A 24,391-nucleotide genomic window follows, 5' to 3' on the forward strand; every position below is an offset into this window, starting at 1 on the left:
AGGTGTGGTGCAAACCGAGAAAAGTGTGATCCCAGTGAAAAAACAAAACGAGCAGCATTGCTGCTGCTCGTTTGAATATTAATTTTCCAAGATTTTAGATCTCTACATTGCCGACGTTCTCGAAGATCAGATCGCCTTTGGAATTAAGCTCCATCATGATCACAGAATCCTTAGCAACCTGTCCGCTTAATATGCCTTTGGACAGCTCATTCAGGATCCGGCGCTGCATCACCCGTTTTAAAGGACGTGCCCCGAACGCAGGGTCAAATCCATCTTCACCCAGTTTTGTAAGCGCTTCGTCCGTTGCATCAAGCGTAATTCCCTGGTCTTGAAGCATCTTTTGAATGCCTTTAAACTGGATATCAACAATCTTACGAATGTTTTTCAATGTAAGCGGTTCAAAAAGAACGATCTCATCGATCCGGTTCAAGAACTCAGGCCTTACCGAAGCTTTCAGCAGATCCAGGACAGCTTGTTTGGCTTCTTCCACAACCAGTGTGTGGTTCCAGCCTTCGTCTTCGGCGAATTTCTCCTGGATAATGTGGCTGCCAATGTTCGAAGTCATGATAATGATCGTGTTCTTGAAATTGGCAACACGGCCTTTGTTATCAGTTAAGCGGCCTTCATCCAAAACCTGCAAAAGAATGTTCCAGACATCCGGATGGCCTTTTTCAATCTCATCCAGCAGGATCACGCTGTAAGGTTTGCGACGAACAGCTTCGGTCAATTGTCCGCCTTCATCATAACCCACATATCCCGGAGGCGCACCTACCAGTCTGCTTACCGAATGGCGCTCCTGATATTCACTCATATCGATCCGGACAACTGCATTTTCGTCATTGAACAGATATTCTGCGAGTGTTTTAGCCAATTCAGTTTTACCCACACCAGTCGGGCCCAGGAAGAGGAAGCTTCCGATCGGGCGTTTTGCATCCTGCAAACCAGCCCGGCTCCGTCTTACCGCATCAGCAACCACTTCAATCGCTTCTTCCTGCCCCGCAACACGGTTATGGAGATGACTTTCGAGTTGCAGCAATTTCTCGCGGTCGCTTTGGAGCATTTTGCTCACCGGAATACCCGTCCATTTCGCAACCACTTCCGCAATGTCCTCCGGCGTAATTTCTTCCTGCATCAAGCTCTCAGCATGCTCGGATTGCTGTAATTCGGTCAATTTGTTTTGCACTTCTGGAATGCGGCCGTAACGGATCTCCGCAACTTTTCCAAAATCGCCCGCGCGTTCGGCTTGTTCGGCTTCGAGGCGCAGCTGCTCGCTTTGCTCTTTTAATGTACGGACCTCATTAACCTTGCCTTTTTCATTCTCCCACTGTGCTTTCAATGTATTGCGTTCCTCACTCAGGTCCGCAATCTCCTTGTTAAGCACTGTCTCTTTGTCCTTATTATGTTCACGACGGATCGCTTCGCGCTCGATTTCAAGCTGCATAATGCGGCGGTTCAGTTCGTCGAGCTCCTCGGGAACGCTGTCCATTTCGAGGCGGAGTTTGGAAGCTGCTTCGTCCATCAAGTCAATGGCCTTGTCGGGCAGGAAACGATCGCTGATATAGCGATTGGAAAGCTCGACGGCTGCAATCACCGCGTCATCCTGGATCCTTACTCCGTGGTGCAGCTCATACTTTTCTTTGATACCACGCAAAATGCTGATCGCATCAGGAATATTGGGTTCATCGACCATTACAGCCTGGAAACGACGTTCCAGCGCCTTATCCTTCTCCATATATTTTTGATATTCCTTCAATGTGGTTGCACCGATTGCATGCAATTCACCGCGGGCAAGGGCTGGTTTCAGCAGGTTAGCCGCGTCCATAGCGCTTTCTCCGCCGCCGCCAGCTCCGATCAATGTGTGGATCTCGTCAATGAAAAGAACGATTTCGCCTTCCGAGTCGGTCACTTCCTTGATAACCGCTTTCAGCCTTTCTTCAAATTCACCTTTATATTTCGCCCCCGCGATCAAAAGTCCCATATCGAGGGATACAATGATCTTTGATTTCAGGTTTTCGGGCACGTCGCCTTGCACGATCCTTTGCGCAAGTCCTTCGACGATTGCTGTCTTACCGACCCCGGGTTCACCCAATAAAATCGGATTGTTTTTTGTTCTACGGCTCAAAATCTGCAAAACCCGACGGATTTCCTCGTCCCTGCCGATGACCGGGTCAATTTTACCGGCTTTGGCCAATTCATTTAAATTTTTGCTGTATCGTTCCAGTGAGCGATACTTAGCTTCTGCATTTTGATCTTTCACAGGATTATTTTTACCTCTAAGTTCTTTGATTGCGTCAATAAGTTCTTTTTCCTTAAAACCGACTTCCTTCATGAGCGTCGCAGTGGAATCTTTTCCAGCCAGGATGCCGAGGATGAACAGTTCAATGCTTATAAATTCGTCGTTAAATTCTTTCAGATAATTTTGCGCTTTGCCACTAGCAGCCGCCATATCATTGCCCAGATAAGGCTGGCCGCCGCTTACGCGCGGGTAACCTTCCAAAATCTTTTCCAGCCGATTATTCAGGATATCCGGACTGATGTTGAGCTTGTTAAGTAAGAATAGCGAAGTGTTAGGGTCTTCTTCCAGAATTGATTTCAGGACGTGACCCGTTTCGATGGCCTGTTGCTGGTTGCCCTGGGCCATCTGCGCAGCGTGTTGTATAATCTCCTGCGCCTTTATGGTATATTGGTTGAAGTTCATGGAGATATTGCTTTGTTTACAATACTCCATGAAAAATCATATGCCCGATCAGAAAGCCTGAAATTTTGGCATTAAAAAAATGAAAATAGGGGATATCAGGACAAAATGTCTACTGAATTACAAATCCATCTGCGTTTTTAGCAGGTCTTCCATCGTCTCGCGCCTCCTCACCAAGCGCGCTTCGGCCTGATCGACCAGCACTTCTGCGGGACGGACACGTGCATTATAATTTGAGCTCATTGTAAACCCGTAAGCGCCTGCATTGAGAAACGCTAGGAGATCTCCGGCTTTCACTTCCGGCAATGTTCGATCGGTGGCGAATGTATCCGTTTCGCAAATGTAACCTACTACATTATAGGTTTTTGGATCGCCGGAAGGATTGGAAACATTCAAAATGTGATGGTAAGAGCCATACATCATCGGGCGGATCAAGTGATTTAATCCTGAATTTACATGGACGAAGTTTCTTGCCGGATCCTCTTTCACAACTGTCGCATTCACCAGCAGATAACCGGATTCACTCACCAGAAATTTGCCTGGTTCAAACCAAAGCTGCAATTCACGGCCGTATTCACTGCAGAACTTTATGAAACGCTCGGAAATTTTTCTTCCCAACAAATCCATATCGGTAATCTCGTCACCTGGTAAGTAGGAAACCTTAAAGCCACCGCCCAGGTCTATGATTTCAAGGTCAGGGAAATGTTTGGCTGTTTCAAAAAGTATATCCGCCACTTTCAGGAATGGCTCTGCATCTTTAATGTCTGAACCGGTATGCTGGTGCAGCCCAATGATTTTAATGTCGTATTTCTTTATAACTTCAAGAATTTGATCCAGAAGCAAAACGGAGATCCCGAATTTCGAATCGGCGTGGGCGGTCATGATCTTGATATTCCCGCCAGCGGCCACATTGGGTTTAATCCGGATCAGGCACGGCCTGGTGTTTCCGTAAGTTTGTCCAAACCATTCCAGCAACGGAATGCTGTCCACATTCACGATCGCGCCTGCATCAACAGCCGCACGCACTTCTTCGAAAGGAACTCCGCTGGGTGTAAACGTGATCTGATTCGCAGTATAACCCGCCATAATGCCCATTTCCAGCTCTCCCGGAGACACCACATCCAATTCCACGCCGATTTCGCGCATCAGTCGAAGGATCGACAAATTCGTGTTCGCTTTACAGGCATATTTGATTTTCATATTAATGCCTGCAAATGCGTGTTGCAGCTCCTGTGTTTTGCGGCGGATCGTTGCGCCGTCGTACACGTAAAGCGGACTGCCGAATTTTTCAATTAAATGTTCAGGATCAATGCCTTGTATGGTATATGCGTTGGAATCGGAAAGTTGCATCAGCAATTGCGGTGGATTGTTTGGAGAGATTAAAGGTAAAATTCGGGTGGTTTATTTGCAGTATTTGTCAAGATAAATGGCCATTTCCTGCTGCAAAAGCTGCGCTTCCTGTTTTGCTTTTTGAGCAAAATCGACATCATTACCGGCGTAAATAATGCTGCGGGAAGCGTTCACAAGCAAGCCGCAATGTGCGTTCATGCCAAATCTCGATAGTTCTTCAAGATTTCCGCCCTGCGCGCCCACACCCGGGACAAGCAGGAAATGATCAGGAATGATCATTCTGATTTTCTCAAATTCAGCAGCTTGCGTGGCGCCAACAACATACATTATGCGATCTGCGCCAGCCCAGGTTTGTGAAGCTTTGAGGACTTGTTCATATAAAGGCGCGCCGTTGGCCTCCAAACGCTGAAAGTCCCCGCTACCCGGATTGGATGTCAATGCGAGCAGGATCACCCATTTGTTTTCAAATTCCAGAAACGGGATCACCGAGTCACTTCCCATGTAAGGCGCGACCGTTACCGCGTCAAATTCGAGGCCCGAAGCCGAAGGATCGAAAAACGTTCTGGCGTAAAGCCCGGATGTGTTTCCAATGTCACCACGCTTGGCATCCGCAATGGTAAAATGGCTTTTTGGAATGTATTCGATTGTTTTCTGCAAACTCTCCCAGCCTTTTGAGCCGGATGCTTCGTAGAATGCAATGTTAGGCTTATAGGAAACACAAAAATCCGCAGTGGCATCGATGATCTGTTTGTTAAACTCAAAAACAGGGTCAGCCTCTTTACGCAGATGGGCAGGGATTTTCCTGATATCCGTGTCGAGCCCTATGCAGAGATAGGATTTTTTCTGGGAAATTTGTTCAAACAGCGCTTCGTAGGTCATGATTTCGGAAATAATGCGCCGAAATTACAACCTCTATCAATAGATTCATAAATTTGTCCCAAGATTAAGACTTACCATTACCAACCAACAGAAATAATATTGTATGCAGATTCGCGAAACTTCCATTGCCGGATTAGTCGAACTTACCCCACGTGTTTTTCATGATGATCGTGGAATGTTTTTTGAATCTTATAATGAGCAGATATTTAAGCAATTAGGTTTGCCTACCAACTTTGTTCAGGATAATCAGTCATTTTCGAAAAAAGGCGTGGTAAGAGGGCTTCACTTCCAAAAAGCACCTTTCGCTCAGGGAAAGCTGGTTCGTGTCATTTCTGGAAAGGTTTTGGACGTTGCGGTGGATATTCGCCCGGAATCTCCCACTTTTGGCAAGCATGAAATTTTTGAGTTAAGCAGTGAAAAAAACAACATTGCTTACGTTCCGGAAGGTTTTGCGCATGGCTTTGTTGCACTGGAAGATTCGATTTTCTCCTACAAATGCACAAACATCTACAATAAGGAATCCGAATCGGGCATTCTGTGGAATGATGAGGACCTGGCGATCAACTGGGGGGTTGAAGACGCAAATGTCTCTGATAAGGATGCAATTTTGCCTACTTTCCGCTCGCTGTTCGGAGATCTGAAAATCTAATATTATTTTTCAAAAAGCTCTTCCAGTGCTTTGGAAGCCACTTTCTTAGCCGAATTTGGATTCTGGCCGGTGATCAGTCGTTCATCCATTTCAATGAATTCCATAAAAGGGATCATTGATTTGGTGTAATGTGCGCCGCGCTCTTTCAGCTTGTCTTCCAGATAAAACGGCACTTCGCTCACAAAGCTCATTAAGGCTTCTTCCACGTTGGAGAAGCCTGTTACATATTTGTCCTGGATCAGCCAGGAGCCGTCGGATAGTTTCACGTTCAGAAGGCCGCAAACGCCGTGGCAGACTGCGGAAACTATTCCGTTGCGTTCGTAAACGTCCCTGACGATGTTCTGCAAGTCTGTATTTTCAGCCAGATCCCACATTGCTCCATGCCCGCCTGCAAAATACACCAGGCGGTAATCGGCTGAATGAATCTGTGCAGGGGAAAGTGAATTGTTTAGTTTGGCCCGGAACGCGGCATCTTCCCAATATTTTGCATTGCATTCATCTTTCAATTCCAGGCTGCGTTCGTCAATCGGAATTTTCCCTCCCAGCGGGCTAACAATGTCCATGAGAACCCTGCGTTTGGACATAACATCATAGAAATAAGTCAGTTCACTGAGCCATAAGCCGGTTTTGCCGGTTTTGGTAGGGAATGTTTCATGATTCGTGCAAACAATGAGGACTTTCATAAGCGCTTACAGAGTTACTGGCTGAAAGATAAATAAATCATAGGAGTTTCCCAGCTGAAAACGAGAATGACACGCATTTGGGTGCGTGTCATTCCTTAAATAGCGATATGAATGTTTCTAGTTCAATAATTGGTTTTTGTATGCAAAAGCCACTGCTGCTGCCGTGCTTTTCGTGCCGGTCTTTTCCAGGACTCGCAGCCGGTGACCTTCCACAGTGCGCACACTGATGAAAAGCTTATCGCCAATTTCGGAAGTCGAAAAGCCGTCGCATATCAATTGCAGTACTTCTTTTTCTCTTGACGAAAGCGCAACATTGCAGGCGTTGGGAAAGAATGGATGTTTATTGACCTGTCGGGTAACCATTTTCCTGTGCATGGCTTTGGAGACGAAGTCGTTGTAGTAAAAACCTTCTTCATCTACGCGGCGAATGGCTTTTTCCACTTCATCCGGACTAGTATCCTTTAATAAATAGCCTTGTACACCTTTTTCCAGCATGTGAATAACGAAACGGTCCTCATTATACATGGAGACCACGATGACCTTAATGTTGGGAAATCTTTCAAAAGCGGCCTCAGTGGCTTGAATGCCATCCATAACCGGCATTTGCAGGTCCATAAAAACGATATCAGGCGTGTTGGCAGGCAAGCGGTCGAGTAATTCCTGGCCATTGGCCGCTTCAAGTATAAATTCGAAATCGGGAATGCCGCTCAGCATGGAGATAAACCCCTTTCTGAACAGTTCATGGTCGTCGGCAATTCCGAGTTTTAAGGTTTTCATATCAATTAAATGTTCACGCGCTCGCGCCGGAATGGATGCAAAGGTTCCGGTTTGCTGTCTGCAACCGGCATCATGGGGATCTGTGCAAATGCACTCGCGCCGCCTTTTTCGGGTTTTTCATATTGGACTGTCCCGTTAACAATGGCCAACCGGCTTTCAATTCCCAACAGGCCCAGCCCGGCCAGATTATTTTCTTTGATCTTCTCGGGGTTAAACCCGACTCCGTTATCTGTCACTTTCAGGCCGATCATCTGATCATTGATTTCCAGACGAATATCTATTTTTGAACAACTGGCATGCTTGATCGCATTGTTGACCAGTTCCTGCATAATACGGTAAAGCGTAAGTTCCAGTTTCTGGCCCTGCCGCGGGAAGTCGTCGGTGTTGGCCTGGAAGGTGATGGCGAGATTGTTATCTTCTTCTAATTTATGAATAAATTCTTCTATTGCCTCCATTAAGCCAAACCTTTCCAATGTTGTAGGCACCAGATCGCGCGTAATCCGGCGCACATGCAGAATGGTTTCTTCAACCAGTGACTGCGATTTTTTCATGATCTGGTCCTCTTTTTCATTCCCGCTATTGGCCACCAGTTTGCTGAGCTGGTTGAGGCTTAATTTGGTGAGAGACAGCATTGTTCCAATGTCGTCGTGTAAATCCTGGGCAATGCGGCGGCGCTCGGTTTCCTCTGAATTGAGCGCGGTGTCCAGTAAAAGTCGGTTGTAGTTTTTTTCAATGTCGCTGATCTTCTTTTCCTCCTCGAATCGTCTTTTTTGATAATACATCACGAAAGAGATCATGCAGAACGCCATGGTCAGCATTGCCAGGGAGGCAATGAGTAACGCCCATTTCAACTCTTCACTGTTTTGCATAATGTCCCGCCGAAAAATGATAAATACCAATGCCAAAGCACAACGCACATACTATCTCGAAAATAGTTGGAATGGTTTCAGTTAAGCCCATGTCAACGGAATGATTCCAGGTGGCCGTATAATGTAATACGGGCGCAATAAAGATAAAACTTGAATAGTATAACAGTAAACCTGAGCATACCCAGAAAAAGGGAAAGGTCAGCAGGTTTGGAATGCGCAAAGACTTTATCAGTTCATAGAAAAACAACAAAATCAATGTAATAATCAAAACTCCTTCCACTGTTTTTGCAAATAATACTGCCCTGTGGTTGTGCAGGTCACTTATCACTGGATTTGAATTAAGAATATCCCATACTGTGAAAGCTAAAAAGCCCACCATTGAACCTATAATCCCTTTTTTTAATGTTCGTGAATTGAATTTGTAATAAAACATTCCGCCCAGCAAAGCGTAATTAACGGGGATGGCTAAATTGAAAAACAATATATTATTCTCGTGATTAGCAGCCGAACGAACCATTATAATATCAATTATTAATTTCACTGTCAAGTAAACCAACAGCAATCGGAAGGTGGGGTCGATGTATGCTTTTTTTAAAATTATTAATATTAGCGGTACTAGTGTGATAAATACTGCTATGCATGAGACCGGGTTTCTGAAACAATACGAAATGAAAATTTCAAACATATAGTGTGTTAATTATCACTGCCTAACATTGGTGCGGGCAAAGCGGTCCGCCTGTCATGGCTTCTTTCCGAGCGGGCATGTCCTTCATTCCTCCCAGCCGGGCAGTTTTGGTAAGGTCATTGCCGTCGGCATCGACGGGTATGAGCACTAGTCTTGCAGTTGGTCTTTTCATGCCTCTGCTAAGTGCTGATTTCTCACCTACCACATGTCCTTCTTCCTCCGTAATACCGTAATAAACGCGAAATCCTACGCAAGTTTCTCCGTGAATGCTCATCAATTCGTTGAATTTATGTATTCCAAAAAACTCCGCTTTTACATAATTCTCGCCGCGAAGCGTAATTTCCTGTTCTCTTTTCTGGAAAGGTTCAGTAATTTTTAATGCTTGTTCCGCTGAGATTAGCTGTCCTTCTTTACCCGTAAATTTCCGTGGATCCATAAACGTTTTAGAGAATTTTATAATTTCTTGATATACGTAAATGTAACCTCCACCCGCATTACCACCAAGCAGAACGGATTGTATTGAGTTAACGGTTTCAAGGTAATGTTTTGGCTGTCAATAACTTTGAAAATACGCCTCCTTCAAAAACACGTAATTCTACTTGCTACATTGGGGAGTATTACCAAGACGCGAAATGCGTGTTACGCATTTTACAAATCAGGGATTATAACGCTAAAAAGATTGTGAATGCCAGGCGACATTTGTAGAGCGTTATGGGAGAAATTTTCAGAAGGTTTCTCTCAAAAGATTAAAGGGTTAGGTTAACATTCGAAAGCCGTGAGGGATCTCCTTCACGGCTTTTTTGATATCTTGAAGGCCAAAATCGCTTGTAACAGGATCATGAAACCCACAATCAACATTGAATACTGCCCGAAATGCGGCTGGCTGCTGCGGTCCGCGTGGATGGCGCAGGAATTACTCACCACATTCACGGATGACCTGCATGCGGTTCAGCTGACACCTTCGGAAGTTGCTGGGCGGTACATTATAAGCCTGAATGAGGAAATTGTCTGGGACAGGAAGCGTGAGGGGCACTTTCCGGAACCTAAGGAAATCAAGCAACTCGTCCGTGACCGCATTGATCCGGATCGCGACCTGGGACATTCTGATCGTAAGACGCTATAAAATATTAAAATACAGGACAATTTGTCGCTCTATGGGGAGCCGTTACTGCAACTTTGGCATTTAGCTATTCCCCGTTTTTTTGGGATAATTTCGTTATGCGAGCTGTAAATAAGGTTTTAAGCCGTTTTGAAGCCATTTATGCTTTTATAAGGCTTGATTATATTTTTGAATTTTAACCAAAAAATAATCTTTGGCACGTAGTTTTTCGTTAGTCTATAAAACTTGTGAATCTTAAACGCGATAGCTATGGAAAGCAAACTGAAAATACCCCAGGAGATGCTGATGAATATTGATTTCATCAACACAATCAATGGTGGAATGAGTGAGCCCGCTATAAAGCTTGATAGAGGATCGGACGGTTTTGAAGTTGTTGTGAAGGTTCCAGGCATCGAGGTTGAAGATCTTCAATTGGAAGTAGTAAAAGGAAAAAAGAATACTAATAATCTAAAACTATTTCACTTGTTGCCCATATTTTCTCAGGAAAGTCTGTCCGATGAAGAGCAGTGGAGAACGATACGTTTCATCAATACATTCGTCATTCCCGACGGGGTTGACGTCGAGCATATAACCGCAAAATATGACGATACTTTGCGCCATCTTGTGTTATTTCTTCCCTACGGAGACGAACAGGGAGACTACCACAGGAAAGTAAATATAGAGCGCTGGTAACAGCTGATTTGTATTAAATAATGTCACCCGATAGTTACAACTGTCGGGTTTTTTTTATGTGTCATGAGTATATTGCGGCCGAAAAACGGGTTTTATCCTCCTGTCTAGTCTTATTAATGAAGCATATGGCAAACAACTTTGAGGAATTGTACCCATCCAATAGTTAATATTAACATAGGGTAAACATTCTGTTTTTTGGTAAAAAAAGGAGTTTCATCTCTGTATCTTAGCAACCATATTTTATATATTACTCCTCCAATCTCAACGTTATGAAAAAGTCAAACATCTTCGCTTATATTGAGCTCACGAAACTTGTCGAAGAGCTTAGAGTTTCAAACACTTCCGGTCATCTTAAGCAAAAGTTAAAATCCCAGTCTGCATATTTCAACATCATCGAACCGCGGTATTTTTCCGATAGCCTTATCGGAGAGTGGGAGCAAATCCTGAGTATAATCAAGCAAAGAGGGGTGAAGGTGAACGAGGAGGGGAAAGTTGTTTCCAATGCAGTAAGCAATACCATCGAGCAGTTTTCGGACCGTGAATGTGAAGTGCTGGTGGATAAGGTTTATTCATTGTACGATCAGGTTAAGAGAGAATTTCAATAAAGGTTCATAAAAAAGGGCTCCTGGTTTCCCAAGAGCCTTTTATCTTTTCCGGTTTGGCTGATCAGTTGACAGTCCCGCCGTTCCACACTTCTTTTCCAGGCTGCACAAAAGCCAGACTTCCGTCCCGGTCCTCGGCCATCAGGATCATTCCGTGACTTTCCAGCCCCATCATTTTCCTGGGCGCCAGGTTTGCCAGATACAGCACTTTTTTACCAATCACTTCTTCGGCTGAAAAATGTTCTGAAATACCGCTAAGCACAGTTCGCTGTTCTATGCCGATGTCTACGAGCAATTTGAGCAGCTTTTTGCTCTTAGGAACATTCTCCGCAGCAACAATGGTCGCGACCCGGATATCCATTTTCCCGAAATCATCATACTGTATTTCCGGTTTTATCGCCGTGACCGTTTTTCCTTCCAGCTCGTTCATTCTTTTAGCGTCGTGCAGTTTTTGAATTTGTTTTTCAATGACGTGGTCTTCAATTTTTTCAAATAACAGTTTCGCTTCCAAAACCGGTTGTCCGGGAGCTAAAAGATCCTGGTTTCCTGCATATTCCCATGCTGTGTTGGTCATTCCTAATTGCTCCTGGATTTTAGCAGCTGTGAAAGGAAGCACCGGCTCCGAGACGATGGATAATGTTGCTGAGATCTGTAAAGCGATGTTTAAAATTGTATTAACGCGCTCAGGATCCGTTTTGATGGCATGCCATGGCTGCGTTTCCGCCAGATATTTATTGCCTGATCTTGCCAGGTCCATGATCAATGTAAGCGCTTCCCGGAACCGGTAAGTTTCCAGAGATTCCGAGATGCGGGCCGGGAATTCGGCCAAATCTCTCAATGCAATTTCATCTATTTCCTGCAAAACGCCTCTTGCAGGCACTTTGCTGTCACAGAATTTTTGGGTCAATACAATGGCGCGGTTGATAAAATTGCCATAAATGCCAACAAGCTCACTGTTGTTTCTGGTCTGGAAGTCCTTCCAGGTGAATTCGCTGTCTTTCGTTTCAGGCGCGTTAGCAGTAAGCACATAACGCAGCACATCCTGCTTGTCGGGCAGCTCTTCCAGGTATTCGTGCAGCCATACCGCCCAGTTTCTTGAAGTGGAAATTTTATCGCCTTCCAGGTTCATAAACTCATTTGCAGGCACGTTATCAGGCAGGATATAATTTCCTTCCGCCATCAGCATGGCCGGGAAAATGATGCAATGGAACACAATGTTGTCCTTACCGATGAAATGCACCAGCTTGGTTTCCTCGCCCGGTGTGGTTGGTTGCCACCATTGTTTCCAGCCTTCGTCAGTTCCGTTTTTCTGAATTAGCCAATCTTTCGTTGCGGAAATGTAGCCGATAGGCGCTTCAAACCACACATATAGGACTTTCCCATCTGTATCGGGAAGCGGCACTTTAATGCCCCAATCCAGGTCGCGGGTCATAGCGCGTGGTTTCAAGCCATCTTTTAACCAAGACTGGCATTGTCCGAAAACATTCGTTTTCCACTCGCTATGGCTGTTGATGTAGCTTTCAATGTCAGACTGCATGGCGTCCAAAGGCAAATACCAGTTTTTGGTTGCCTTCAAAATCGGTTTTGCACCGGAAAGCATCGACCGCGGATCTTTCAGTTCCAGCGGGCTTAATGTAGAGCCGCAGCGCTCACATTGGTCTCCATAAGCATTAGGATTTGCACAAACGGGGCATGTTCCGACGATGTAGCGATCTGCGAGGAACTGCTCGGCCGTTTCATCATAATATTGCTCGGTTGTTTCCTCAACAAAGACGTTCTTATCGTACAGATCTTTGAAAATTTCCTGTGAAGTTTCATGATGGACCGCCTTGCTGGTCCGGGAATATATATCAAACGAAATGCCCAGTTCTTTAAAGGAAGCGTCGATCTGTGCATAATATTTATCCACGACCTGCTGTGGCGTTAAGCCTTCTTTTTTTGCACGGATCGTGATCGGGACGCCATGCTCATCGGTTCCGCTGATAAAAGCAACATCTTTCCCTTTGGAGCGCAGGTAACGAACGTATATATCTGCCGGTATATAACATCCAGCCAGGTGGCCAATGTGAATAGGGCCGTTGGCATAAATCAGTGCAGCGGTAACAGTATATCGTTTTGGATCGGAAATCGGCATTTTAATGAATCGGATAATATAAATGAGGTGGTGCTTTGAAAACATTATCGAGTTCCTCAGCATTCCAAAAACGTAAAATTAGCAAAAACGCTTTCAGAACCGGGACTTTGAGAAAGTGTAAATAAAATTTTCTAAACTTGGAGCGTTAATGCATTTTACATCACTTATAAATTTTTCAACATGAAAATATACACATACAATAGGCTTATGATGCTTTCTTTTGTTCTGTTTGTCGCTTTTGGATGCGCGGACGATCAGGAACGTGATCTGAAAAAGGCGGAAAAACGCTATAATTTTAAAAAGGCGGCAACCGAAGACGATGAATTATTTCCCACGTATTTCCTTGCAAAGAACGGAGCGATAACAAAAGAGTTGATTGACGCGGAACGTGCGGTAAAAGTAAGGCTGAATGAAATGGCTCCGATTTCGTTGCCGACCAAACATGCACGATTGACAAGTGCTCAAAAAGATGGGGTTGTGCAGACGTACAAGCGTTTTTTGCAAAGCCACGATGAAGATTCATTGTTGATCAGGCATTTTCGGAATAAGTATGCCAAGGTAATTCTGATGGATTATGATGTTATGAAGTCAGATGATTACGCGCTCATTTCCTTCTTGACAAAAGAATTGATCGATTCGAAATGTGGGCGCTTTGCACTTATTTTTGAAGGAATCAGCAAAGTTAAGAGCCATGTTGCTGACAATCAGTATAATTCACTCGTTACTGAATTTGAAAATCAAATTGCGCAAAGTTTAAATTTGCATAAGCAAGCCAAAGCGGCAATGCCTGGATTGATTCAAAAGATGAAAGATAAGCCCGAGACCGTTCAGGGAGGATTAAAAGCAGATTTTGCAGTCGAGTTAAACGAAATGGACGACCTTTCTCCCAGGATATCAACGCTTGAAAAATATTTGCAAAATGTGAGAAGTTTATAGACAGTCAATAATATAAATGTGTTTTGCCCTTTCCGAATCTGCGCGATTTGGAAAGGGTTTTTTGTTGTTATGCAAGATTTCACATTTTTACAACCAACTTTGGTCTCGATATTTTGTTGTAATAAATATGAAAATTTTAATTACCGGTGCGACAGGTTTGGTTGGAAGCGCTACTGCACGGAAGTTTCTTGCTGAAAATCATGAAGTATTTGCCCTAGCCAGGCCCGACTCTGACCGAAGCCTGCTTGCGGATGTTGCTTCAAAAATACATTGGGTAGAAGGGGACATTCTGGACATCAGCGCGCTGGAAAGCGCGGTGGAGAATATGGACATGGTCGTACATACGGCTGCTGTTGTTTCTTTTATTCCAAAGGAGCGGAAGTCAATGTATAAGGTGAATGTGGAGGGGACTGCGAATGTTGTGAATGTGTGTCTTAAATATAAAATCGGCGAATTATGTCATGTGAGCAGCATTGCGGCAATCGGCAGGCCGGACGCGCGGAAAGCCATTCCGGGAAAAGATGTGGTCCTGGACGAAAATCATCGCTGGGAAGATTCCCCGGAGAATTCGGAATATGCGAAAAGCAAACATTTGGCGGAACTGGAAGTGTGGCGTGGAATCGCGGAAGGGCTTAATGCGGTGATCGTCAACCCCACATTGATCCTAGGTGAAGGGGATTGGAGTAAGAGCAGCACCCAGATTTTCGGTTATGTTTTTAAAGAAAAACCGTTTTACACAGAAGGCATCGCGAATTATGTGGACGTAAAAGACGTTGCCGACATTATATTCCAGCTTATGTTATCTGACATCTCCGGAGAAAGATTTTTGCTGAATGGCGGGAGCATTTCTTATCAGAATTTGTTCAATACAATTGCAGATGCAATGCACAAAAAAAGGCCGTCGTTTAAGGTGGGTACCGGACTTGCCGGAATTATTTGGCGGTTCGAAGCGGTAAGGACGTGGTTACTAGGAACAAAGCCGTTAATTACGAAGGAAACGGCCAAATCTGCGGCCAGAAAGATCAGTTACGACAACGGGAAAATCCGGAAAGCATTGAATTTTGAGTTCCAACCCATTGAGCGAACGGTTGCCAGGGTAAGTGAAAGTTTGCTTGGCAAGATTTGAATAACGATTATTTATTTTATAACTTTCTCTGATTAATTAGTGGTGCGTTAGCCCTCAAATCTAACCTGACGGTCCGTATGATGGAGAAAAATTTTGGGGAAAGAAAGGATTATATGAAAGAAACATTGCTCAGGTTTGAAAGAATGCTTAAAACGAGTGAGCCGGTTTTTTTTGATTTGGATACTTACGAAAAAGTAACGGTTCACTACATTGAAAAGGGAGATTGGGACAAAGCATTTAAAGCGTGTGAGTTAGGGTTGTCGGATTATCCTTATTCGCTGGACCTCCTGCTGAATATGGTGCAGCTGCATGCCAACCGCGGTGAACATGAGCTGGCTATGGAGATTCTGGAAAGAGCTTCCCTTTTCCATCCCGGCGACATTGAAATTCCCTTCATGCAGGTTGCCATTTCCAATATGATGGGCGAGTTTGAAGAGGCCATTGAAGTGTTGGAAAATCTTCTGCAACGTGTTGAAGACCAGGACGAAATATATTTTCAAATAGGGCAGACTTATCAGAATTGGGGTAAGTATGACGAGGCGATCAAGTTTTATAAAAAGTCGCTCCGGAACAACCTGAATAATGAGAGTGCGCTATATGAACTTGCACATTGCCTGGATTTGGTAGGGCAGCTGGAAAGTCATCTCGAATACTACAATGAGCTTGTTGACCGCGACCCGTTTTCGCATCATGCCTGGTATAATCTGGGTATAGCATTCAGTAAGCTCGAACGTTACGAGGATGCGGTGAATGCTTACGAATACGCAACATTGGTAAAGGAAGATTTTGCTTCGGCCTTTTTCCAATTGGGCAATTCGTACATGAACCTCGAAAAGTACGAAGACGCAAAAGAACAATATTTAAAAGCGATAGAACTCGAAGGCGAGCAGCCTGAAACTTGCTGCTGCCTGGGCACTTGCTACGAGAAACTGGGTCAATTTGAAACGGCCATCAAATATTACCGGCAGACTGTGAAGCTGGACAAGCAGTGGGATGATGGTTGGTATGGATTAGGGATATGTTTCAGTGAGCTGGGTCGTTGGTATGAGGCAGTTGGATTTTTACGTAAAGCCATTCAGATCACCGAATTAAACCCGGATTACTGGCTAGCGCTTGCTGAAACGGAGTTTAAAGTTGGTAATGTCATCTCAGCATTTGAAGCATTCGAAAAGGCGGCGGAAATAGAGCCATCCAATCCGGATATCTGGCTTAAATGGTCGCATGTGCTGTTTGAGCAGGGAAATTACGTTCGCGCCTGCGACCTCTTGCAAGCTGCAATTGACGAAATGCCCGAAGAAGCCGACCTCTATTACAGAATGGCCGTTTATCAGATCCACGGCGGCACATATCGTGAAGCGCTTTTAAACCTGGAAACAGCATTAACGCTCGATTACGATGCGCATGTGCAGCTTTTCGACTTTTTCCCCGATCTGGAAAAACAAAAAGCCTTGTTCAGGATCATCGAGCAATACAGAGAGAAATAATTCAGCGGAGATTTTGATATAAATCCACAAGCTGATGCGCAATATTTTCGCCGGAAAACTGGCTAATGTGCCGTTTTCCGGCTTCTACAAGCTGTTTTCTTAAAGCGGCATCAGTAATCAGTTTATTTAGCTGATGGCTGATGTCTTCTTTTTGATAGGGATCCGCATACAAACCTCCTGGTCCGCCAGCTTCTTCCAGACACGATCCTTTCGCTGCTAAAACGGGCGTCCCGCTGTGCAATGCTTCGAGAATAGGAATGCCAAAACCTTCATAAATAGAGATGTAAGCGAATATTTCAGCTTCCTGGTAAAGCGCTGGTAAATGTGCTGTGGGAACGTCATGGAGGATTTTTACCTTCTTTTCTAGGTTGTATTTTTGAATGTATTCCAAAATTTTGGGCGTATAACTTGTTGATTTGCCGACAAGGATAAGCTGGAAATCATTACTGGCGACGCTAGCGAATGCTTCCACCAACCGGTGCTGATTTTTACGTTCTTCCAATGTTCCCACACACAAAATGTACTGCCCTGGAATGTCGTATATGCGCCTGATCTCTTCTTTTTTATTTTGTTCAACCCTTTGTTTAAAAATAGGATTACAATCCTGGTAAATAACCTGGATCTTCTCACTATCAACATGGTATAGCGCTATTAAGTCTCGCTTTGTCTGCTCGCTGATGGCAATAACTGAGTCTGCGCGGCGGCATGCCGACTGGAATTTATGTCGGTAAATAAGCCTGTCGATGGGCTTGAACAAATGCGGAAGCCGTTCAAAGATCAGATCATGGATCGTAACCACTGACTTAATTCCGGTATTTTGCAATCCTTGCGGGAGTTCGTTGCTCAACCCGTGAAACACATCAATGTTATCCGCTTTCAGCTGCTTCGTAATAGATGCGTAGCGCCAGTAAGCTGAGAGCTTTTTATCCAGGAATGTCTGCGGAATGCGAATGTTATTTTCCGGGAAACCGGGAAAAAGTTTTGCCTTATTTTTTGGCGTGTAGGCCAGGTAAGTTGGTGCTTTTTCATTTGTCAGAAGCGCATCGAGCACAAAACGACTGTAATTTCCAAGTCCGGTTTTATTGGCAAAAGCTCTTTTGGCATCAAATCCAACGCGCATAACTGGTGCTTTTCAAGGGTTTCAGAGCAAAAGTCTGTAATTTTGTGGATACCACCGAAAATTATTGGTGCCTATTTTGTGTTCAAAAGGAATGAAGAGAGATAACGTCCAGAAACAGGGTAACCCCAAATCTACCACACTACCAATCACAGAAGATTATCATTTACATACGCTTGCCAACGGGATCCGCATTGCTCATAAGCGGGTCCCTTATACGCAAATCGCGCATTGCGGCATCATGCTCGACATCGGAAGCCGCGATGAATTGCCACATCAGCAGGGGCTAGCCCATTTCTGGGAGCATATGGCCTTTAAAGGAACTGAAAAACGCAGTTCTTACCACATTATCAACAGGTTAGAGAATGTGGGTGGAGAACTTAATGCTTATACAACCAAAGAAAAAATTTGTTTCCACGCCTCGGTCCTCGACGATCATTTCGATAAGGCCATGGATTTGCTGGCGGACATTACATTTCATTCTGTTTTTCCGGAAAAGCAAATTGAGCGTGAGCGCAATGTGATTCTGGAGGAAATGTCCATGTACATTGATTCTCCCGAAGACGCCATTCAGGATGATTTTGACCAGCTCATTTTTCCCGATCATGCCCTGGGAAATAATATATTAGGGACAGCAGAAACCGTAGGCTCGTTTGGCAAAGCGGATTTAATGCAATTTATCAACGACAACATCGATACGGAGCGCATTGTGGTTTCTTCTGTTAGCCGTTTGCCTTTTTCGAAAGTAATTCGGGTAGCGGAGAAATATCTGGGCAACATTCCACATCGTAAAACATCCCGAATCAGGCAGGCGCCATTGGAGTATGTGCCTGTAAGTCAGCAAAAAGAACGCTCTATTTCTCAGGCGCAATGTGCTATGGGCCAGCCGGCATATCCATTGCTTGACGACAGGAGATTGTCCTTTTTTATGCTGGTCAATCTGCTGGGCGGGCCGGGAATGAATTCCAGGTTTAACCTTTCTTTGCGCGAGAAATATGGTTTTGTTTACTCTATTGAAGGAAATTACACGCCTTATCTGGACACTGGCTTCATGGGTATTTTCTTTGGGACAGAACAAAAACAGCTCACCAAAAGCATTTCCCTGATTCATAAGGAGCTTAAAAAAATCCGCGAAGTACCATTGTCGGTGCTGCAACTGCATCAAACCAAGGTGCAGCTTATGGGACAACTGGCTATGTCTGAGGAGAGTAACATGAGCTTTATGCTGATGATGGCCAAAAGCTTGCTGGATACGGGCCGCGTGGATTCACTTCCTGAAATCTTTACCGAGATCGAGCAGATCACCGCGTTACAGTTGCAGGATATTGCACAGGAAATGTTCAAAGAGGAGAATTTCAGCTATCTCACTTTTCTTCCCGAAGATTAACATAAGCTATTTCTCACTGCACGGCAGGTGCGACTTGTCAGACAAGCGCAACCTGCTTTTCTTCTGCGCGATAATATAACGTAGAGGCATTTTCGGGCCTTAATACGGATTTTGCTGCTTTCTGAATGTCGGCAGACGTCAGATTCCGGATAATCTCCGCATCCTCGTTGGCCCAATCTACATTGCCGGCATTGGCTGCAAATGCCAGATTCATCGCACGGTTCAGCAGCTCAACTTCCGAGAAAGCCAGCGAAGCTTCCGACTGGTTTTTTACTTTGGTAACCTCGTCATCGTTGGCGCCGTTTGCCACCATTTCGCTGAGTATATCCGTCACAGCTGCATCTGCTTCTTCCAGACTAACACCAGGATTTAAGTTGCCTTTGATCAAAAGCAAGCCCGGATCAAGTGACGAAGTAACGCTGGCGCTGATGCTGTTGAAAATAGATCTTTCTTTCAAAAGGCTTTGGTACAAACGCGACGATTTGCCACGTCCCAGAATATCACTCAGCAGATCGGTTGCGTAAAAGCCGTTTTCGTATCTGCCCGGCATGTGATAAACTTTGATCAGAGAATTTAACGGAACGGCCGCTGAGATTTCCAAATGTCTCGCTTCATTCTGTGCAGACTCCCGCGGCAGGTTGCGCATATAAGGAGTACCCGGAGGAATGTCCCCAAACCATTTATTGGCTAATTCACGCACCTGAGCCGTCTTTATAGCTCCGGCAACGACCATTACGGCATTGTTGGGACGATAAAACCGGAAGAAAAAGTCCTGAACATCATCCATAGTTGCCCTTTCTATATGGTCAATGTCCTTGCCGATTGTTGCCCAGCGGTAGGGATGCTGCTTATACGCCAATGGCCTTAATTTCAACCACATATCACCATAAGGCTGGTTCAGATAACGCTGTTTGAACTCTTCAATCACCACTTTGCGCTGCACTTCCAGTACATTGGGATCAAAAGAAAGGCTCATCATTCTATCCGATTCCAGCCAAAAAGCCGTTTCTATATTGTCTGCGGGTAATGTAATGTAGTAGTTGGTAATGTCGGGTGAAGTGAAAGCATTGTTTTCCCCACCTACATTCTGGACCGGAATATCGTAGCTGGGAATGTTTTTGGAGCCGCCGAACATCAGGTGTTCAAACAAATGTGCAAATCCAGTCCGCTCCTCATCCTCATCCCGTGAACCAACATTGTACAAGATATTTACGGCAGCCATTGGTGTTGAAAAATCTTCATGAACAAAAACTTTCAAGCCATTATCCAGGGTGAACTGCTCGTAACGAATCATAATATCAGTGAGTAGATTAATTTTTGAAACCCGCCATCTTGTTTTGCGGTTATTAACAAAGCTAATGTTCCGGTGCGGTTCCACCAAACCATTTTGAGTTTATAGTACATGCCATGCAAAATACCCTTCGGTTTCTTTTTTTATTTTTACTCACACTCTGTTCGCTTCCTGCACCTGCCCAACTTCTGAATGACCCGGCATCGTTAAAACATGTTCAGCAGAGCCTGGACAAAATATACAATTACGAGTTTGAGGAGGCGGAGGTTTTTATGCATCAGGTTCAAAAAAAATATCCTAATCACCCCGTTTCCTACATTCTGGACTCGTTTGTGCTCTTCTGGAAACATTTGCCGATCAAGGATAATCCCACAAAATCGAAGGAATACATTCACAAGCTGGATCAATGCCTTGAAGCCATTAATAAGAAGTACGGAAAGAACAGTCTTGACCCGGAAGCAGTATTTTACACGATGGTTGCCCGCGGTTATATGGCCATGATGTACAATTACAAGGGTGAAATGATGAACGCGGCAGGGGAGGGTAAAAAGGCGTATAACGCATTTGTTGAAGGCCTGAAGCTGATCAACAAGAACCCTGAATTTTACTTCACTTCGGGGATGTATAACTATTATGTCGAGGTATATCCCGAGGAACATTCCATGGTGAAGCCGCTCATGCTTTTCTTTAAAAGTGGGGATAAGGCATTAGGTTTAAAGCAAATAGATAATGCTACCAAAGTGGGTACGATAACACGTGCAGAAGCTAACTTTTACATTTCACACATTTATCTCAAATACGAATCAAGACCAGACAAAGCTGTTTACTACACAGACAGGCTCATTGATTTATATCCCAAAAATCCGCTTTTCTTGATGAAAAATGTAGAATCGCTGATCTTGGCAGCGAAATACGAGCAGGCAAGTAAGGAATTGGCAATGTTAAAGAAACACACACAGGGTTTTTACCCCGTCGCCTGGCGGACTTTTCAGGGCTTATTGCACGAGAAACATGAAAAAGACGATGCTGCGGCCCAGCGAGAATATTTGCTGGCTTTGAAGACGCCGCATGATGATCAGTACACAAAAGAATATCATGCAATGGCTTACGCAGGCCTGGCGAGAGTTGCTTCACGCGCCGGTAACAAGGGCAAAGCCAAAGATTATTACAAGAAATGCCTCGGAAAGGCTGAGTACAGGTCCCTGATTAAAGAGGCAAAAGCCTTTAAATGAGATAATTATTTAGGGAAAAGGCTTTTGTCCAGACCTGGGATGATGCGTAATGCATTTTTGTAATAGAGCTTTTTCAAAACTTCGTCAGAAAGGCCCATCCCATACATTCTCCAAAATGCGTGGTATTTCTTGTGATAAGGAAAGTATTCGTCCTCAGTCTCCAAAACCCTGAAATAGGTCGCGTATTCGGCTGGCACCCAACTGTCTTTACCAAATAACACGCGGTCCTGATACTTATCAAAAAACTTTTTGGCAGCCCGCGGCTGACGGCCTAGTTCCGCAATTACTGCTCCAATTTCAACATACATATTAGGAAAAACGACCATCAGGCTGTCCAGTTTCTTTAAATTGTTAGGATACCAGCCCATATGCGCATTGATGAATGTCGTTTTAGGATTGCTTTTGAAAATGTGGTGCTGCTCGGCTATTAACGAATCAAACGGAACAGGATCTTTTGCGCCGCGTCGGCGGTTTGGATGGGTTTTCAGTTCAAGCCAGCGTTCATTGTAGCGGTCCATCGGGTCCCAGAATGACGGCACGTCGGCAGTATGGATCAGAACCGGGATTCCCAGCTCACCGCATTTTTTCCAGACAGGCTGCAAGCGCGGATCACTCACGGCAACACGATTGCCCTTATCATCCTTAATGCCGCTGAAACCAAGACTTTTGTAAATTTTCAACCCCTTTGCGCCCATTTTTACATCCGCTTCCAGTTGCGCAACAGCCTTAGCCGACCAGTCTTTTTCTCCAAAACCTTTGAACTGGAGATTGGTAAAAACTGCGATTCTTTTTGGCTCATTCTTCGCAACATTTTCCAGTGAGCCTTTCAATGTAGCCGTTCCCTCTTCCCACTCCTGCGACCAACCGCGACCGCTCAAATTGACCATTATAGCCATATTCAGCGCGTCCATTTCTTTTGTCAGCGCTTTCAGATCCTGCGTAGGCATCTGATATTGGTGATTATGGACGTCGATAAAGGGAAACTTAGCTTTTTTGGTAATGTGCTCCTCTACTTTCAGCGTTGAGATAGGATCGTATTCCTCAAAGCCAATGGGTTGTGTAACCTGGCCGCCTTCCTGAGCGCAAGCGATAAATGTGAAACCAATTACAATGGTGAGAGCAAGGAGAAGTTTTTTCATGAAGGCGTTTTTTCAAGGGTTTGGTTAATGCGAGTTATTTATAGGAAAGAGGCTTGGCAAATATATCAATGCAACGCAATGTGCAGCGATTCCTTCTTCGCGGCCTACAAATCCTAACTGTTCAGAAGTTGTTGCTTTGATGGAAATATCCTCTTCGGGAATTTGGGTGACTGCGGATAGGCAAGTTTTCATTTCAGGGATGTGTGGATTAAGCTTTGGGTTTTGTAACACGATTGTGACATCCACATTACCCACTTCAAAGCCTTTTTCACGGATCATTTCCAGCACTTTGGCTAACAATATTTTGCTGTCAACGCCCTTCCATTGCGGATCTTTATCGGAGAAATGGTAACCAATGTTTCGCATGTTCGCAGCGCCCAGCAACGCGTCGCACATGACGTGGCACACGACATCCGCATCTGAATGGCCTTTTGCACCGTGTGAATGCGGGATCAAAATCCCGCCCAGCCAGAATGGCCTGCCTTCTTCCAACTGATGCACATCATAACCCTGGCCAACGCGAAACGGAAACATGTATTTATTTTAAAAATTGAGGAACGTAGTAATTTTGGGATTTTTCGAAAGTTTACCGGGCTTTCAGTACATTGACGTCTTGCCTTAACAAAACCATTTCGTCATGCATCCTTGCGAATTGTCTGTCGGTCCGGTCAAAGCCACTTGTCATTGCTTCCAGCAGGCTGGCAAACATTTGCTTCGTTGCCATGTTTTCTTTCAGGTAAGCGACATCTTCTTTTAGGACCGCGACATCTTCTTTTAAGACTGCGATGTCGCCTTTCATGATTGTGCCATCGCTCTTCAAGACCTCAATGTCATTTGAATTCCTCCAGACCAAATTATTTAGGTCATTCACACTCCGAATCAACACATTTTGGCCGTGTTTCAGATCGAATTGCCCGGATTCAAGTCGGTCAAGGCGGATCAGGTTTTCTGACATTAACTCTTCGAGGATGCTAATTCTTTCTCTCTCTTTCATAAAATATAATATGTGTTTAATTTTTCAAATATAAACAAACAAGCCGGAAGATCACGATGTGATTTCCGGCTTGTGTTATGAATGCGGTCTGACTATTTGACCTGATGAATCTCTGTTTTAAGCCTCAGTAATTCTTCTTCCTGATTAACCGCTTTGAAGTAATAATACAGCCCGGCGATCAGGAATATTTTGGATAAAATAAATACAGCGATAAAGGCTGGACGCCAGAACTTGTGGACTTTGATATGGGTGTCATTTACCTCCACATCAAGGAATTTCGTGTTGTTGTCTTCTTTCGCCGCTTTGTTTTTGAATGTATGTTTTTCCTTCCGGAAGTGGTCTTGCGTACTTCTCAGATGAATTATTTCGCGTATTGCAGTAGGAGGCGTCGTTGCCGAGCCGTTAAAATAACGCGTCAGATCCTTCTCAATATCAACCAGATGATCCTGGATCTCCTGATTTTCCTCCACCATATATTGTACGAGTTCTTTCTCTTCTTTATTGGTCAATCCCAACAAGTGTGCCTCTAAGATTCCGCTTTCAATAAAATCCTGTATTTCCACTATATGC

The 24,391-nt window shown here is 44.5% G+C and carries 24 protein-coding genes; 9 read left to right on the top strand and 15 right to left on the bottom strand.

Features of this window, described 5'->3' with window-relative positions:
* Positions 1–94: 94 nt before the first annotated feature.
* The 3 genes from clpB to pyrF all read right to left on the bottom strand — a co-directional run bounded on the left by clpB (position 95) and on the right by pyrF (position 4,924).
* Complete coding sequence (clpB, locus tag NFI80_RS22640; RefSeq protein ID WP_235163921.1) at positions 95–2,698, bottom strand: ATP-dependent chaperone ClpB; 2,604 nt, start codon at positions 2,696–2,698, stop codon at positions 95–97.
* A 117-nt stretch (positions 2,699–2,815) separates the two neighbouring features.
* Positions 2,816–4,045: a diaminopimelate decarboxylase gene (gene lysA, locus NFI80_RS22645; RefSeq protein ID WP_235163922.1), complete on the bottom strand. Its 1,230-nt coding sequence runs from the start codon at positions 4,043–4,045 to the stop codon at positions 2,816–2,818.
* 51 nt (positions 4,046–4,096) lie between these two features.
* Positions 4,097–4,924: an orotidine-5'-phosphate decarboxylase gene (gene pyrF, locus NFI80_RS22650; protein ID WP_235163923.1), complete on the bottom strand. Its 828-nt coding sequence runs from the start codon at positions 4,922–4,924 to the stop codon at positions 4,097–4,099.
* Positions 4,925–5,027: 103 nt separating this feature from the next.
* Here pyrF and rfbC point away from each other — a divergent pair, with 103 nt between their 5' ends.
* Positions 5,028–5,573 carry a dTDP-4-dehydrorhamnose 3,5-epimerase gene (gene rfbC / locus NFI80_RS22655; RefSeq protein ID WP_235160388.1) on the top strand — a complete coding sequence of 182 codons (546 nt, stop codon included), beginning with the start codon at positions 5,028–5,030 and terminating at the stop codon, positions 5,571–5,573.
* 2 nt (positions 5,574–5,575) lie between these two features.
* Here rfbC and NFI80_RS22660 read toward each other — a convergent pair whose 3' ends face one another.
* From NFI80_RS22660 to NFI80_RS22680, 5 genes are all read right to left on the bottom strand, one after another.
* Complete coding sequence (locus NFI80_RS22660; RefSeq protein ID WP_235163924.1) at positions 5,576–6,256, bottom strand: type 1 glutamine amidotransferase domain-containing protein; 681 nt, start codon at positions 6,254–6,256, stop codon at positions 5,576–5,578.
* Positions 6,257–6,373: 117 nt separating this feature from the next.
* Positions 6,374–7,033 (bottom strand): response regulator transcription factor, encoded by a 660-nt coding sequence (locus tag NFI80_RS22665; RefSeq protein ID WP_235160386.1) that lies wholly within the window; start codon positions 7,031–7,033, stop codon positions 6,374–6,376.
* A gap of 5 nt (positions 7,034–7,038) precedes the next feature.
* Positions 7,039–7,902, bottom strand: coding sequence for a sensor histidine kinase (locus tag NFI80_RS22670; protein WP_233797336.1), 864 nt, complete (start codon positions 7,900–7,902; stop codon positions 7,039–7,041).
* Positions 7,889–8,419 carry a hypothetical protein gene (locus tag NFI80_RS22675; RefSeq protein WP_235160384.1) on the bottom strand — a complete coding sequence of 177 codons (531 nt, stop codon included), beginning with the start codon at positions 8,417–8,419 and terminating at the stop codon, positions 7,889–7,891. Before NFI80_RS22675 ends, NFI80_RS22670 begins: the two co-directional genes overlap by 14 nt.
* A gap of 190 nt (positions 8,420–8,609) precedes the next feature.
* The gene (locus tag NFI80_RS22680; RefSeq protein ID WP_233797334.1) at positions 8,610–9,023 is read right to left on the bottom strand and encodes a hypothetical protein; all 414 of its coding nucleotides are present in this window, start codon (positions 9,021–9,023) and stop codon (positions 8,610–8,612) included.
* 339 nt (positions 9,024–9,362) lie between these two features.
* Here NFI80_RS22680 and NFI80_RS22685 point away from each other — a divergent pair, with 339 nt between their 5' ends.
* From NFI80_RS22685 to NFI80_RS22695, 3 genes are all read left to right on the top strand, one after another.
* Positions 9,363–9,710, top strand: a complete 348-nt coding sequence (locus NFI80_RS22685) for an Rdx family protein (protein WP_235163925.1) — start codon at positions 9,363–9,365, stop codon at positions 9,708–9,710.
* A gap of 246 nt (positions 9,711–9,956) precedes the next feature.
* Positions 9,957–10,379: an Hsp20/alpha crystallin family protein gene (locus NFI80_RS22690; RefSeq protein WP_233797332.1), complete on the top strand. Its 423-nt coding sequence runs from the start codon at positions 9,957–9,959 to the stop codon at positions 10,377–10,379.
* Between the two features lie 269 nt (positions 10,380–10,648).
* Positions 10,649–10,984, top strand: coding sequence for a hypothetical protein (locus tag NFI80_RS22695; RefSeq protein WP_233797331.1), 336 nt, complete (start codon positions 10,649–10,651; stop codon positions 10,982–10,984).
* 61 nt (positions 10,985–11,045) lie between these two features.
* On the opposite strand, the gene metG is transcribed toward NFI80_RS22695, so the two are convergent.
* Entirely contained in the window at positions 11,046–13,115 is a 2,070-nt protein-coding gene (gene metG, locus NFI80_RS22700; protein WP_235163926.1) for a methionine--tRNA ligase, read from the bottom strand.
* A 180-nt stretch (positions 13,116–13,295) separates the two neighbouring features.
* On the opposite strand from metG, the gene NFI80_RS22705 reads away from it, so the two are divergent.
* The 3 genes from NFI80_RS22705 to NFI80_RS22715 all read left to right on the top strand — a co-directional run bounded on the left by NFI80_RS22705 (position 13,296) and on the right by NFI80_RS22715 (position 16,661).
* Positions 13,296–14,051 (top strand): hypothetical protein, encoded by a 756-nt coding sequence (locus NFI80_RS22705; protein ID WP_235163927.1) that lies wholly within the window; start codon positions 13,296–13,298, stop codon positions 14,049–14,051.
* Positions 14,052–14,178: 127 nt separating this feature from the next.
* On the top strand, positions 14,179–15,177 hold the full coding sequence (locus tag NFI80_RS22710; RefSeq protein ID WP_235163928.1) for an SDR family NAD(P)-dependent oxidoreductase: 999 nt from the start codon (positions 14,179–14,181) through the stop codon (positions 15,175–15,177).
* 77 nt (positions 15,178–15,254) lie between these two features.
* The gene (locus NFI80_RS22715) at positions 15,255–16,661 is read left to right on the top strand and encodes a tetratricopeptide repeat protein (protein ID WP_235163929.1); all 1,407 of its coding nucleotides are present in this window, start codon (positions 15,255–15,257) and stop codon (positions 16,659–16,661) included.
* Position 16,662: 1 nt separating this feature from the next.
* Here the strand turns inward: NFI80_RS22715 and NFI80_RS22720 are convergent, their stop codons facing one another.
* Complete coding sequence (locus tag NFI80_RS22720; protein ID WP_235163930.1) at positions 16,663–17,781, bottom strand: glycosyltransferase family 4 protein; 1,119 nt, start codon at positions 17,779–17,781, stop codon at positions 16,663–16,665.
* A gap of 91 nt (positions 17,782–17,872) precedes the next feature.
* On the opposite strand from NFI80_RS22720, the gene NFI80_RS22725 reads away from it, so the two are divergent.
* Positions 17,873–19,165 (top strand): M16 family metallopeptidase, encoded by a 1,293-nt coding sequence (locus tag NFI80_RS22725; RefSeq protein WP_235163931.1) that lies wholly within the window; start codon positions 17,873–17,875, stop codon positions 19,163–19,165.
* A 37-nt stretch (positions 19,166–19,202) separates the two neighbouring features.
* Here the strand turns inward: NFI80_RS22725 and NFI80_RS22730 are convergent, their stop codons facing one another.
* Positions 19,203–20,459, bottom strand: a complete 1,257-nt coding sequence (locus NFI80_RS22730; RefSeq protein WP_235163932.1) for a M16 family metallopeptidase — start codon at positions 20,457–20,459, stop codon at positions 19,203–19,205.
* Between the two features lie 113 nt (positions 20,460–20,572).
* Here NFI80_RS22730 and NFI80_RS22735 point away from each other — a divergent pair, with 113 nt between their 5' ends.
* Entirely contained in the window at positions 20,573–21,688 is a 1,116-nt protein-coding gene (locus NFI80_RS22735) for a tetratricopeptide repeat protein (RefSeq protein WP_235163933.1), read from the top strand.
* 5 nt (positions 21,689–21,693) lie between these two features.
* Here the strand turns inward: NFI80_RS22735 and NFI80_RS22740 are convergent, their stop codons facing one another.
* The 4 genes from NFI80_RS22740 to NFI80_RS22755 form a co-directional block, all read right to left on the bottom strand.
* Positions 21,694–22,827 carry an amidohydrolase family protein gene (locus tag NFI80_RS22740; protein ID WP_235163934.1) on the bottom strand — a complete coding sequence of 378 codons (1,134 nt, stop codon included), beginning with the start codon at positions 22,825–22,827 and terminating at the stop codon, positions 21,694–21,696.
* A 24-nt stretch (positions 22,828–22,851) separates the two neighbouring features.
* Complete coding sequence (ispF, locus tag NFI80_RS22745) at positions 22,852–23,361, bottom strand: 2-C-methyl-D-erythritol 2,4-cyclodiphosphate synthase (RefSeq protein ID WP_235163935.1); 510 nt, start codon at positions 23,359–23,361, stop codon at positions 22,852–22,854.
* Positions 23,362–23,413: 52 nt separating this feature from the next.
* A complete protein-coding gene (locus NFI80_RS22750) occupies positions 23,414–23,821 on the bottom strand; it encodes a hypothetical protein (protein ID WP_235163936.1) in 408 nt (135 codons plus the stop codon).
* 92 nt (positions 23,822–23,913) lie between these two features.
* On the bottom strand, positions 23,914–24,384 hold the full coding sequence (locus tag NFI80_RS22755; RefSeq protein ID WP_235160372.1) for a hypothetical protein: 471 nt from the start codon (positions 24,382–24,384) through the stop codon (positions 23,914–23,916).
* Between the last annotated feature and the right edge of the window lie 7 nt (positions 24,385–24,391).

Origin of the sequence: Dyadobacter chenhuakuii (assembly GCF_023821985.2) — a bacterium.
Classification (GTDB): domain Bacteria; phylum Bacteroidota; class Bacteroidia; order Cytophagales; family Spirosomataceae; genus Dyadobacter; species Dyadobacter chenhuakuii.